This is a genomic window from Paracoccus indicus (assembly GCF_003056335.1).
GTDB lineage: Bacteria > Pseudomonadota > Alphaproteobacteria > Rhodobacterales > Rhodobacteraceae > Paracoccus > Paracoccus indicus.
The window spans coordinates 122,680-135,155 of record NZ_PYWA01000004.1 but is presented as its reverse complement, the minus strand read 5'-3'; the positions used below and the strand labels follow the sequence as shown (position 1 = coordinate 135,155).

The following is a 12,476-nucleotide window of genomic DNA, read 5'->3' as shown; positions in this document are numbered from 1 at the left end:
CCGTACCGACCCCATTGCCGTATCAGGGTCCGGAACGAACGCGGCGGCGGTGCCTTCCACGGAGTTGCTTCGGGATGTAGGCCCCGACCGCCTGACTGTCAATGTTGGCCCGGTCCCGTCAGGGGATGCGCGCCATGATGTGCAAAGGATCTTCCATGTTCAGACCGAACCTGCTGGCCGTCGCCCTTGTCGCGGCGCCGATGCTGTCCGCCCCTGCCGCATGGGCACAGGACCAGGATGCCGACACGGTCGTGGCGACCGTCAGCGGTCAGGACATCACCCTGGGCCAGATGATCGTCATGAAGCAGTCCGTGCAGGACCCCAACATGGCGAACCTGCCCGATCAGGCGCTGTGGGACATGATGCTGGACCAGCTGATCCGCCAGACCGCCGTGGCCGCTTCGGGCAAGGAAACCGCGCTGGTGCGTGCGCAGGTCGAACTGCAGCGTCGCAATGCGATGGCCACCGCCGCCGTCACCGACATCGCCGAGGCCGAGCTGTCGGACGAGGAACTGCAGGCGGCCTATGACAAGATGTTCGCCGATGCCGGCGAGACCAAGGAATTCAACGCCGCCCATATCTTGGTCGAGACCGAGGAAGAGGCCAAGGACATCAAGGCCGAACTGGACGGTGGCGCCGATTTCGGCGAGATGGCCGAACAGCATTCGACCGGACCTTCCGGCCCCAACAAGGGCGATCTGGGCTGGTTCGCCGCCGACCAGATGGTCGCCCCCTTCAGCGAAGCCGTCGCGGGCATGGAAAAGGGCGCCGTTTCGGACCCGGTCAAGACCGAGTTCGGTTGGCACCTGATCAAGCTGAACGACACCCGCATGCGCGAGGCCCCCAAGCTGGACGAGGTGCGCGACCAGCTGTCCCAGATGATCCGCCGCGACAAGGTCGAGGCCGAGATCGAGCGTCTGGTGGCCGAGGCCGACATCAAGAAGACCGAAGGCGTCGATCCCGCGCTGCTGAACAACACCGATCTGTTGGAGGCCGAATAATGGGCAAGGCCGGTCTTCCGGTCTCGCCTCTGGCGCCCGCCGGTTTCCCCGACCTGCCGGTGATCGAGGGCGTCGAATTCGCCAGCGCCGCCGCGGGCGTGAAATACCAGGGCCGCACCGACGTGACGCTGATCCGCGTCGCGCCGGGGGCCTCGGTGGCGGGCGCCTTCACGCGGTCCTCGACCCGTGCGGCCTGCGTGCTGGATTGCCAGTCCAAGCTGGCCGCGACCGAGGATGACGGCGCGGGAGCCGCGATCATCGTCAATTCCGGCAATGCCAATGCCTTCACCGGCGCGCGGGGCCAGGAATCGGTCGATGCCGTCACCGGGGCCGTCGCGCAGGCGCTGGACCTGCCGATCGGGCGGGTGTTTTCGTCGTCCACCGGTGTGATCGGCGAACCGCTGCCGCACGACCGCATCGTCGCAGTCATCGGCGATCTGGCCGCAGGGCTGGACAAGGGCGGGGTGGCCGATGCTGCCCGCGCCATCATGACGACCGACACCTTCCCCAAGGGCGCATCCGCGACCGTCGCGGGGCAGGGGGGCGACATCAGGATCGCCGGCATCGCAAAAGGCTCGGGGATGATCGCACCCGACATGGCGACGATGCTGGTCTATATCTTCACCGATGCCTCCATTCCTGCGCCCCTGTTGCAGCAGGCGCTGAGCGGCGGGTTGGACGCGACCTTCAACGCGATTACGGTGGACAGCGACACCTCGACCTCGGATGCGTTGATCCTGGCCGCGACGGGCCGCAGCGCCGCCGCACCGATCACCGATCTGGAAAGCGAGGATGGCCGCGCCTTCACCGCCGCCCTGCACGGCGTGATGCGCGAATTGGCGCATCTGGTCGTGCGTGACGGCGAAGGCGCCACCAAATTCGTCGAGATCGCCGTGACCGGTGCCGTCGATGACGCCGATGCCCATAAGATCGGCATGGCCATCGCGAACTCGCCTTTGGTCAAGACCGCCATCGCCGGTCAGGACGCCAACTGGGGGCGCATCGTCGCCGCCATCGGCAAATCCGGCGGACAGGCCGATCGCGACCGCCTGCGCATCAGCTTCGGCGACATGGTGCTGGCCGAGAACGGCTGGCGGGCACCCGATTACGACGAGGCCAAGGCCAGCGCCTATATGCAGAACGCCGAACTGCGGATCGGGGTCGACATGGGGCTGGGGCAGGGCGCGCGGACCGTCTGGACCTGCGATCTGACCCACGGCTATATCGACATCAACGCGGATTACCGGTCGTGAAGACGGTCCTGGTCTCGGCTGTTGCCCTGATCGACCCCGACGGGCGCGTGCTTCTGGCACAGCGCCCGCCGGGCAAATCCATGGCGGGTCTGTGGGAATTTCCCGGCGGCAAGGTCGAGCCGGGCGAAACCCCCGAGGCAGCCCTGATCCGAGAGCTGGACGAAGAGTTGGGCATCCAGACCTGGAACAGCTGCCTGGCTCCCCTGACCTTCGCCAGCCACAGCTATGACGATTTCCACCTGCTGATGCCGGTCTTTGCCTGTCGCCGCTGGCAGGGGGTGGTGCAACCCCGCGAAGGGCAGTCGCTGGCTTGGGTGCGGGCGAACAAACTGCGTGATTACCCCATGCCTGCTGCCGATATTCCGTTGATCCCTGCGCTTCAGATGTGGCTTTGATGACAATTGTCGGCACGTAACATTTGCCAAACTGCCTAAAAAAGTCTTAGATAGCGATGTTGTGTATGCTTTTTTAACCATTTCATGACTACTCTGAGGACTGGGAGCACAAGAGGTATTGACATGATTCGCACCATTTCGGTTGGAAGCTACATCTCGATTCAGGGTCTTTTCGAAGGCTCTACCACTGGCGGCAACATTCTGGTTCGGGTGGGGAACCGGACCTATGAAGGCAAGCCCGTCAGCAACTGAGCGTCTCCGGCGCAAGGAGGAGCGCTGCGCCGTCGAAGAACGCGAACGAAGGGGTGACCGAAAGGTCGCCCCTTTTTTGCATCTGCGGGAACGCCGAGCGGAGCAGGCAGGCAACGAAAAAGGGCGGCCCTTGCGGGACCGCCCTTCTGCACTTCGGTGGTGCATCCCTTACAGGGTGCGCTCGACCTCTTCACGCTCGAAGATCTCGATGACGTCGCCGGGACGGATGTCTTCGTAGTTCTCGAAGGCCATGCCGCATTCCTGACCGGATTGCACTTCCTTGACCTCGTCCTTGAAGCGCTTCAGCGTCTTCAGCGTGCCTTCGTGGATCACCACGTTGTCGCGCAGCAGGCGCACACCGGCCGAACGGCGGGCGACACCTTCGGTGACCAGACAGCCGGCGACCTTGCCGATGCCCGTGACCTTGAAGACTTCCTTGATCGAGGCATAGCCGATGAAGTTCTCGCGGACTTCGGCCGACAGCAGACCCGATGCGGCAGCTTTGATGTCATCCACCAGATCGTAGATGATCGAGTAGTAGCGGATCTCGACACCCTTCTGGTTGGCGGCATTGCGCGCCGGAGAGTTGGCACGGACGTTGAAGCCGATGACCGGCGCACCCGAGGCTTCGGCCAGGCCGATGTCGGATTCGGTGATGGCACCGACGCCGTAATGCAGCACGCGGACGCGGACCTCGTCGTTGCCGACCTTTTCCAACGCCTGGACGATGGCTTCGGCCGAGCCCTGCACGTCGGCCTTCACGACCACCGGCAGTTCCGCGACGTTCACATCGGCCTTGGCCTTGGCCATCAGCTGTTCCAGCGTGGTGGCGGCACCGGCTGCGGCGCGCTTGTCCTTGGCCTGCTGCATGCGGAATTCCGCAATCTCGCGGGCCTGCGCTTCAGTGTCAACGACGTTCAGGACGTCACCGGCCTCGGGCGTGCCGTTCAGACCCAGAACCTCGACCGGAACCGAGGGGCCTGCTTCTTCGACGCGCTCGCCCTTGTCGTTGATCAGGGCGCGGACCTTGCCCCACTGTTCGCCGACGACGAAGATGTCGCCGCGCTTCAGCGTGCCGTGCTGAACCAGCACGGTGGCAACGGGGCCACGACCCACGTCCAGCTGAGCCTCGATCACGGCGCCTTGGGCGTCGCGGTTCGGGTTCGCCTTCAGTTCCAGGATCTCGGCCTGCAGGGCGATGGCTTCCAGCAGTTGGTCGATGCCGAGGCCCGTCTTGGCCGAAACCTCGACGTCCTGCACATCGCCGGACATCGCCTCGACGACGACCTCGTGCTGCAACAGGTCCGTGCGGACCTTGTTCACGTCGGCGGCAGGCTTGTCGACCTTGTTGATCGCCACGATCATCGGCACACCGGCGGCCTTGGCGTGATTGATCGCCTCGACCGTCTGCGGCATCACGGCGTCATCGGCGGCAACCACCAAGACGACGATGTCGGTCACATGCGCACCGCGGGCACGCATCGAGGTGAAGGCCGCGTGGCCCGGCGTGTCCAGGAAGGACAGGACCGCGCCGCTTTCGGTCGTCACCTGATAGGCGCCGATGTGCTGGGTGATGCCACCGGCCTCGCCCGAGACGACGTTCGCCTTGCGGATCACGTCCAGCAGCGAGGTCTTGCCGTGGTCGACGTGGCCCATGATCGTGATGATCGGGGGACGCGGACGCAGATCGGCCTCGTCGTCGTCGATGGTGTTGATGACCTGCTCGACGTCGGCATCGCTGACGCGCACGGCCTTGTGGCCGAATTCGTCGATTACCAGTTCGGCGGTCTCGGCGTCGATGGCCTGGTTCATGCTGACCATCATGCCCATCTTCATCAGGGCCTTGACCACGTCGGCGGCGCGTTCCGCCATCCGGTTGGCCAGTTCCTGCACGACGATGGTTTCGGGCAGCTGGACGTCACGCACCTGCTTTTCGGCACGCTGGTGACCACCCATCGCCTTCTGACGGGTCTTTTCCTGCTTGCGCTTCATCGCGGCCATGCTGCGCTGGCGGCCGCCTTCGCCGTTCAGCGCCTGGTTCAGCGACAGCTTGCCCGAGCGGCGGTTGTCGTCGCGGGCGTTCTTGTTGTTCTTGTCGCGATCGACCTTTTCACGGTCGGTCTTGCGCGGTGCGCTGGTCGAGACGCCCTTGGTCTCGGCGCGCGACGCGGCGGCCTCGATCGCGGCCTGATCGGGGGCGGCGGGCTTGGCTGCGGCTGCGGGCTTCGCACGCTCCTGCTTGGGGGCGTCCTTGCGCTTGGCGGCTTCCTCGGCCTCGCGGGCCGCGCGGGCTTCCTCTTCGGCCTTGGCCTTGAGGGCTTCCTCGCGCTGACGCTCTTCCTCGGCCTTCGCCTCGATCTCGGCGCGGCGGCGGGCGCGGTCTTCCTCGCGCTGCTTTTCCTGCGCCGCACGTTCGGCAGCGTCGCTGGCCTCGCGCGCCTTGGCGGCGGCAAGAGCCTTCAGGCGACGCTCCATCTCGACATCCGAGATGCCTGCCGGGCGCTTGGAGGGATCACCCGCCATGCGCGCGGTCAGCGGATTCTTGGCCTTGTCGGCAGCGGATTGCGCCGGGCTGGATTTCGGGACCACGACGCGCTTGCGTTTGGTTTCCACGACCACGCTTTTCGTGCGGCCATGGCTGAAGCTCTGCTTGACCTGACCCGAGCGGCCAGCGCCGCCAAGTCCCAGGGGCTTTTTATCGTCTTTATCGCTCATCTGCGTCTTATTCCTTCCCGACAGCCGTATTGCCGTCGTCATGCCCGCGCAGACCCGTCAGTCTGCCGGCTTCCAAGATCACCCTGTCCGTCAGGCCACCCGCCGCAAGCGCGCCGTGTATGACATGATCACGCCCAAAGGACAAACCCAATTCTGAGGCCGTCAGGCAACCGAACCAGCGTCCGCCGGTGGGCGTCCACAGCTTGCCCTTGCCGCGTTCCGACCCGTCGCTGGCCTGCAGAAGCACTTTCGCGCGCCCCTCGGCCAACCAGCCCTTAACCTTTTCGAAACCGGCGACGGCACGGCCCGACTTGCGGGTCATGGACACCAGTTCGACCAGACGACGGGCGACGCCCGCCTCGGTCAGCGCACCCAGATCGTCGGGTGCGGAAACGGGGGCACGGGCGGCGCGGGAAAACAGACCCTTCGCCGCCGCCTTGTCGATCGCCGCGCGATCGGCCGTGACCCAGATGCCCCGTCCGGGCAGCTTTTCGGCCAGATCGGGAACGACCTGGCCTTCGGGGCCGATCACGAAACGGATCAGCCCACGTTTGGGTTGCGCATCGCCGGTGACGATGCATTTGCGTTCCGGATCGGTCCGGTCCTTGTCACGTCCACCACGGCTCAAGCTGTGCACAGTACCGGGGCGATCAGGCCCCGGCCTCCTCGTCATCGTTGTCATCTTCTTCGGCTTCGACCTCATCGCCTTCCAGCTCGGTCGGATCGACCCAGCCCAGAAGGACGCGCGCGGTCATCACCATGCCCTGCGCTTCCTCCAGCGAGATGTCGAAGGGCTCCAGCAGGCCTTCGTCCTTGACGCGCGCGCCGTTCACCGTGGTCCAGCCACCGGCCAGTTCCCAGTCCGCGCAAGTGGCAAAGTCTTCCAGCGTCTTGATGCCGTCCTTTGCCAGCGCCTCTATCATCTGGGGCGTCAGGCCCTCGAATTCAACAAGGCTGTCCTCGACGCCCAGTTCGCGGGCGCGATCCAGCGCGGCCTTGTTCTTGGCCTCCAGCACGTCGCGGGCACGGGCCTGCAGTTCGGATGCCGTGCTTTCGTCCACCCCGTCTATGGTCAGCAGTTCGTCGGTATCGACGAAGGCGACCTCCTCAAGGTTGGTGAAGCCCTCGGCCACCAGCAGCTGGGCGAAGAATTCGTCCAGGTCCAGCGTTTCCATGAACAGGGCGGTGCGGGTGTTGAACTCGGCCTGACGACGCTTGGATTCCTCCTCATCCGTCAGGATGTCGATGTCCAGACCGGTCAGCTGGCTTGCCAGGCGGACGTTCTGACCGCGGCGGCCGATGGCCAGCGACAGCTGTTCGTCGGGAACCACGACCTCGATCTTGTTGGCTTCCTCGTCGAAGACGACCTTGCTGACCTCGGCGGGCTGCAGGGCGTTGACCAGGAAGGTGGCCTGATCCTCGTTCCACGGGATGATGTCGATCTTTTCGCCCTGCAGCTCACCCACGACGGCTTGGACGCGGCTGCCGCGCATGCCGACGCAGGCGCCAACCGGATCGATCGAGCCGTCATAGCTGATCACCGCGATCTTGGCGCGCGAACCCGGATCACGGGCCACGGCCTTGATCTCGATGACGCCGTCATAGATTTCCGGCACTTCCATCTTGAACAGCTCGGCCATGAACTGCGGGTCGGTGCGCGACAGGAAGATCTGCGGGCCGCGGGTCTCGCGGCGGACGTCCTTGACGAAGGCGCGGATGCGGTCGTTCGGGCGATAGCTTTCGCGGCCGATCTTCTCGTTGCGGCGCAGGATCGCTTCGCCACGGCCCACGTCGACGATGATGTTGCCGTATTCCTCGCGCTTGACGACACCGTTGATAATGGTGCCTGCGCGATCCTTGAATTCCTCGTACTGGCGGTCGCGTTCGGCTTCGCGCACGCGCTGCAGAATGACCTGCTTGGCGGATTGCGCGGCGATGCGGCCCAGTTCGACGGGGGGAACCTGATCGATGATCTCGTCGCCGACCTTGGGGTCGTCCAGATAGGGGCGTGCCTGCTCGACGGTCAGTTCGGCCTGATAGTTCTCGACCGCGTCATCCTCGACGACCGTGCGGACACGGGTGAAGGTGGCGTTGCCGGTCTTGCGGTCGATGGACACGCGGATGTCCATCTCGGCGCCGTAACGCGACTTGGCGGCACGCGCCAGGCTGTCTTCCATCGCTTCGATGACCAGCTCGGGCTCGATCATCTTCTCGCGGGCGACGGCTTCGGCCGTCTGCAACAGTTCAAGCTGGTTGGCAGATGTGATCGCCATCAACTCACTCCTTGGTAGCGGCGCCGTCGGCACCTTCGTTGTCGTCGGTTTCGATCTCGTCGAAGGCGGTTTCGTCCAGGTTGTCGATCTCGACCCCGGCTTCCTTCTTCTGACGCAGCATTTCCTTGATCAGCTCATCCGTCAGGACCAGCTTGGCATCGGCCAAGAGGTCGAAGTCCAGGCCGATCGTGTGGGTCGCGCCCTGATCCTCGATGTTGATCAGAACCTCGGTGCCCTCGGTCCCGGCCAGCGTGCCCTTGAAGCGCTTGCGGCCGTCGATGGGCTGGTTCAGGTCCAGACGCGCCTCGTAGCCCTCGAAGGATTCGAAATCTTTCATCCGGGTCAGGGGGCGGTCGATCCCGGGCGAGGAGACCTCGAGGTGATAGTTGTCCTCGATGGGGTCCTGGACATCCAGCGTGGCGCTGACGGCGGTCGAGATCTCGGCGCAGTCATCGACGTTGATGCCGCCTTCGGGGCGGTCCGCCATGATCTGCAGCGTGGCGGTCTTGCCGCCCTGCAGGCGCACGCGGACCAGCTCGAAGCCCAGATCCTCGATCACGGGCGTGATGATTTCGGCCAGGCGACGGTCAATGGCCGTCTTGGCGATCAGGTCGTTCGACATGGGATCCTTTCGGACATGAAAAAGGGGCCGTCAGCGGGCCCCATGCGGAAGTTCCGGTGGGCAGGGTTTGGACCCCTGCACCGCTGTTGCAATGCCATATAGCGCCAACCCACGCCGATTGCAAGCTGCCTTAGGCGGCCCCCGCGCCGGGGTTGTCGCGCCAGACCCGCCAGTTCAGCGCCGCCGCCACGCAAAGCCAGGCCAGATAAGGCAGCAGCATCAGCCCCGACCGCCAGTCGATCATCCAGAACTGCACGACCATTCCCGCGACCACGACCCACAGCGTCGCCATCACCCCCATCGCCAGCGCCATGCGACGCGCACCGAAGAACGTCGGCGTCCACAGCGTGTTCAGCGCGATCTGCGCCGCCCAGAGCGCCAGCGCCAGCCCCGCACCCGGCAGCAGCGCCACCCGCGCGGCGGCAATCGCCGACAGCAGATAGATGGTGCTCCATGCGACGGGGAAGGCCCATTTCGGCGGCGTGAAGGACGGCTTGCGTAACCCATCGTACCAGCTGCCGGGGCGAAAGATGATGCCCGTAGCGGCGGCGGCGGCGCTGGCCACCATGAAGATCAGGAAGAGGTTCAAGCTCATGTGCGGGACGTCCGGTTCTTGATGCGGTCCTCGTCGCGGATGGTGTCCATGACGGTGACCAGTTCGGCGGTTATGCGGGGTTCCGACAGCGCATGCCCAGATGCGGGCACGAAGCGCAGCTGGCACCCCTGCCAGCCCTGCGCCAAGGCATAGGCGCCGGAGGGCGGGCAGACCATGTCATAGCGGCCTTGGACGATGACGGCGGGCAGATGCTTGATCCGGTGCCGGTCGCGCAGCAGCTGGCCTTCTTCCAGAAAGCACTTGTTGGTGAAGAAATAATTCTCCAGCCGCGCGAAGGCCCGCGCATATTCCGGCGGCGCGAACCCCGAGGCCGAGGATTGCAGCCCCGCCAGCGCGTTTTCCCACATCAGCCAAGGCTGGGCGAAACGCGTCTGCCTCCCGGTGTCGTCGTCGAACAGGCGCCGATGGTAGGCGGCGATCATGTCGCCCCGCTCGGCCTGCGGAATGGGTTCCTGGAACTGGTCCCACAACTCGGGGAAGAAGCGCGCCGCCCCGCCGCCATAGAACCAGTCCAGCTCCGACTGCATCCCCAGGAAGACGCCGCGCAAAATCAGCCCGCTACAGTGATCGGGGTGGGCCTGCGCATAGGCCAGGGCCAGCGTCGCCCCCCAGCTGCCGCCGAACAGCAGCCATTGATCCACACCCAGATGGTCGCGGATCAGCGCGATGTCGTCGATCAGGTGCTGCGTGGTATTGGCCTGCACCGATGCCGTGGGCCGCGACCGGCCGCAGCCGCGTTGATCGAATAGGACGATGCGGAAGTGATCGGGATCGAAGAAGCGCCGCATGAAGGGGCTGCATCCGCCGCCCGGCCCGCCGTGCAGCACGATGACGGGACGGCCCTTCGGGTTGCCGCATTCCTCGACATAGAGCGTGTGGCCTTCGCCCACATCCAACGTGTGTCGCGCATAGGGTTCGACCGCCGGATGAAGGCGGCCATGTGACGCGGAGATTTGTCCTGCCAATCGGTCCATGCTGATACTATAAGGCCTGTTCAGCCCGCCTGCCAGAAGGACCACTGAAAATGACCAGCATCGACCCCGCCGAAATCGCCAAGTTCGAGGCGATGGCCGCCGAATGGTGGGACCCGAACGGCAAGTTCCGCCCGCTGCACCTGATGAACCCGCTGCGGCTGGATTACATCGCCGAACAGATCGCCATCGAGTTTGGCCGCGACCGCACCGGTCCCGCGCCTTTTGAAGGGTTGCGCATTCTGGATATCGGCTGCGGCGGCGGCCTAGTCGCCGAACCGATGGCGCGTCTTGGGGCGACGGTCACGGGGGCCGATGCCACGCAGGTCAATATCGACGTGGCCCAGACCCATGCCGACCAGCAGGGGCTGAACATCGACTATCGCGCCACCACCGCCGAGGCGATGGCCGATGCCGGCGAGGTCTTCGACGTCGTCCTGGCGCTTGAGATCGTGGAACATGTCGCCGACCCCAAGGCCTTCATCGCCACCTGTCAGCGGCTGGTGCGTCCGGGGGGGCTGGTGATCATCTCGACCCTGAACCGCACGGTGCGCAGCTTTGGCGCGGCGATCCTGGGGGCTGAATGGATCCTGCGCTGGCTGCCGCGCGGCACGCATGACTGGCAGCGGTTCATCACGCCGGACGAGCTGACCGCCATGGCCGGGGCCGCCGATCTGGATACGGTCGACCGGCGCGGTATGGTCTTCAACCCGATCACGCATGGCTGGCGGCTGTCGGATCGCGACATGTCGGTGAACTACATCCTGACGGCGCGAAAAGCCTAGTCGCTGCCTTCCAGCTGAACGCGCATCTCGCGCAGGACGGGCAGGGCGCTGCGCACGCGCTCGGCCCCGATCTTGCGCACAACGCCCGCGATCAGCGGCATGAAGGCGGCCAGCGCATTGTCGCGCGCCGCCCGACCCGCCGGGCTGAGAGAGACGAACTTGCGCCGCGCATCGTCCCAATCGGGGCGGATATGCACATGCCCCGCCCATTCCAGCCGCGACAGCGTGTTCGTCATCGCCCCGCGCGTGACGTGAAAGGCGCGGGCCAGTTGGGCGGGGGTGCGTTCCTCGTTCACATGAGCCAGCAAGTTCAGCACCGAGAAATGCGAGATCTGCATGCCACCGGGCAGCGCCTTGCTGATCAGGTTGCGCGACAGCTGTTCGGCAATCAGCACCTCGGCGAACAGGCTGGCGGCCAGTCGGTCGGTGCTAGGGTCAGTGTCGGTCGCGCGCAGGGTCATGGGGTTCCGGGGCCGCGAAGGGCCGATCATGGGTCAGGGACGGGATAGAGGACCGTGCCCTGTCGATGGCCGTAAGGTCAAGGGAAACAAAGGATATACCCGGCGTCACACCTGCATCCGACAGCACCTTGCCCCAAGGATCCACCACCAGGCTGTGCCCGTGGCTGCGGCGTGCGGGGCGGTCGGGACTGTGCGGCGCAGGATGGGTGCCGCATTGCGCGGGCGCCAGCACGAAGCATCCCGTCTCGATCGCGCGGGCGCGCAGCAGCGTTTCCCAATGCGCCTCGCCTGTGACCGGGTTGAAGGCCGAGGGCACCGTCAGGATCCGCGCGCCCGCCTGCGCCAGCTGCCGGTAAAGATGCGGAAAGCGCAGGTCATAGCAGATGGTCATGCCGATGGGCACACCCGCCGCCTGCGTCAGCACGGCCCGATCGCCCGGACGATAGGCGGCGCTTTCGCGATAGGATTCGGTCTTGCTGATGGTCACGTCGAACATGTGCAGCTTGTCGTATCGCGCGACGATCTGACCCTGAGGGTCGATCAGCAGGCTGCGGTTGGCAAAACGCCCGTCTGCATCCTCGGTCGCCAGCGCCAGCGAGCCGATCAGCAGCCAGATGCCATGGGCCTTCGCCTCGGACCGCAGGGCGGCCAGCGTGGCGTCCTGAGCCTCGGGGCGCAGGGTGCGGCGTTGCCATTCGCGGTCGGGCGACAGCATGTTCGTGGCCTCGGGGGTCAGGACCAGCTGCGCACCTTCGGCGGCAGCCTGTCGGATCAGTGGGATGGTCTGTTCCAGATTGGTCAGCGGTGCGTCGCCGACCGTCAGCTGGATCAGCCCCACGGTCAGCGACGCGGGCGACATCAGGCGGCGCCCTTCAGCATCGGGTCCAGCTTGCCGGCGCGGTCCAGGGCGAACAGCTCGTCGCAGCCGCCGACATGCGTGTCGCCGATGAAGATCTGCGGGACGCTGCGCTTGCCACCGGCGCGCTTGGTCATGGTGTCACGCTTGGAGGCATCGGCCCCGACATCGGTTTCGTCGAATTTCGCGCCTTTCTGATCCAGCAGCGCCTTGGCGCGGATGCAGAAGGGGCAGGTGCGGGTGGTATAGATCTGAATTTTCGGCTGTGCCATGTCG

14 protein-coding genes are annotated in these 12,476 nt (G+C 65.4%); 5 read left to right on the top strand and 9 right to left on the bottom strand.

Annotation, left to right across the window (positions count from 1 at the left end):
- Positions 1–155 precede the first annotated feature (155 nt).
- The 4 genes from DDE75_RS08070 to DDE75_RS17755 all read left to right on the top strand — a co-directional run bounded on the left by DDE75_RS08070 (position 156) and on the right by DDE75_RS17755 (position 2,901).
- Positions 156–1,001 carry a peptidylprolyl isomerase gene (locus DDE75_RS08070; protein WP_108501870.1) on the top strand — a complete coding sequence of 282 codons (846 nt, stop codon included), beginning with the start codon at positions 156–158 and terminating at the stop codon, positions 999–1,001.
- Positions 1,001–2,254 (top strand): bifunctional glutamate N-acetyltransferase/amino-acid acetyltransferase ArgJ, encoded by a 1,254-nt coding sequence (argJ, locus tag DDE75_RS08065; RefSeq protein WP_108501869.1) that lies wholly within the window; start codon positions 1,001–1,003, stop codon positions 2,252–2,254. The genes DDE75_RS08070 and argJ overlap by 1 nt, the downstream gene beginning before the upstream one ends.
- Positions 2,251–2,649, top strand: coding sequence for a (deoxy)nucleoside triphosphate pyrophosphohydrolase (locus DDE75_RS08060; protein WP_108501868.1), 399 nt, complete (start codon positions 2,251–2,253; stop codon positions 2,647–2,649). The genes argJ and DDE75_RS08060 overlap by 4 nt, the downstream gene beginning before the upstream one ends.
- Before the next feature lie 123 nt (positions 2,650–2,772).
- A complete protein-coding gene (locus DDE75_RS17755) occupies positions 2,773–2,901 on the top strand; it encodes a hypothetical protein (protein ID WP_272482567.1) in 129 nt (42 codons plus the stop codon).
- Between the two features lie 168 nt (positions 2,902–3,069).
- Here the strand turns inward: DDE75_RS17755 and infB are convergent, their stop codons facing one another.
- The 6 genes from infB to pip form a co-directional block, all read right to left on the bottom strand.
- Positions 3,070–5,616 carry a translation initiation factor IF-2 gene (gene infB / locus DDE75_RS08055; RefSeq protein WP_108501867.1) on the bottom strand — a complete coding sequence of 849 codons (2,547 nt, stop codon included), beginning with the start codon at positions 5,614–5,616 and terminating at the stop codon, positions 3,070–3,072.
- 7 nt (positions 5,617–5,623) lie between these two features.
- Positions 5,624–6,244, bottom strand: coding sequence for an RNA-binding protein (locus DDE75_RS08050; protein ID WP_108502076.1), 621 nt, complete (start codon positions 6,242–6,244; stop codon positions 5,624–5,626).
- 22 nt (positions 6,245–6,266) lie between these two features.
- Positions 6,267–7,889, bottom strand: coding sequence for a transcription termination factor NusA (nusA, locus tag DDE75_RS08045; RefSeq protein ID WP_108502075.1), 1,623 nt, complete (start codon positions 7,887–7,889; stop codon positions 6,267–6,269).
- A gap of 4 nt (positions 7,890–7,893) precedes the next feature.
- Positions 7,894–8,511 carry a ribosome maturation factor RimP gene (gene rimP / locus DDE75_RS08040; RefSeq protein ID WP_108501866.1) on the bottom strand — a complete coding sequence of 206 codons (618 nt, stop codon included), beginning with the start codon at positions 8,509–8,511 and terminating at the stop codon, positions 7,894–7,896.
- Between the two features lie 130 nt (positions 8,512–8,641).
- On the bottom strand, positions 8,642–9,106 hold the full coding sequence (tspO, locus tag DDE75_RS08035; RefSeq protein WP_108501865.1) for a tryptophan-rich sensory protein TspO: 465 nt from the start codon (positions 9,104–9,106) through the stop codon (positions 8,642–8,644).
- The gene (pip, locus tag DDE75_RS08030; RefSeq protein ID WP_108501864.1) at positions 9,103–10,101 is read right to left on the bottom strand and encodes a prolyl aminopeptidase; all 999 of its coding nucleotides are present in this window, start codon (positions 10,099–10,101) and stop codon (positions 9,103–9,105) included. Before pip ends, tspO begins: the two co-directional genes overlap by 4 nt.
- 50 nt (positions 10,102–10,151) lie before the next feature.
- Between pip and ubiG the strand changes: the two genes are divergently transcribed.
- Entirely contained in the window at positions 10,152–10,883 is a 732-nt protein-coding gene (ubiG, locus tag DDE75_RS08025; protein WP_108501863.1) for a bifunctional 2-polyprenyl-6-hydroxyphenol methylase/3-demethylubiquinol 3-O-methyltransferase UbiG, read from the top strand.
- Here ubiG and DDE75_RS08020 read toward each other — a convergent pair.
- The 3 genes from DDE75_RS08020 to grxC are packed head-to-tail and all read right to left on the bottom strand — an operon-like array spanning position 10,880 to position 12,472.
- Positions 10,880–11,344 carry a MarR family winged helix-turn-helix transcriptional regulator gene (locus tag DDE75_RS08020; RefSeq protein WP_108501862.1) on the bottom strand — a complete coding sequence of 155 codons (465 nt, stop codon included), beginning with the start codon at positions 11,342–11,344 and terminating at the stop codon, positions 10,880–10,882. The two genes, ubiG and DDE75_RS08020, sit on opposite strands and share 4 nt — an antisense overlap.
- On the bottom strand, positions 11,319–12,203 hold the full coding sequence (locus tag DDE75_RS08015) for a carbon-nitrogen hydrolase family protein (protein ID WP_418304177.1): 885 nt from the start codon (positions 12,201–12,203) through the stop codon (positions 11,319–11,321). The genes DDE75_RS08020 and DDE75_RS08015 overlap by 26 nt, the downstream gene beginning before the upstream one ends.
- A complete protein-coding gene (gene grxC / locus DDE75_RS08010; RefSeq protein ID WP_108501861.1) occupies positions 12,203–12,472 on the bottom strand; it encodes a glutaredoxin 3 in 270 nt (89 codons plus the stop codon). Before grxC ends, DDE75_RS08015 begins: the two co-directional genes overlap by 1 nt.
- Positions 12,473–12,476: the final 4 nt, after the last annotated feature.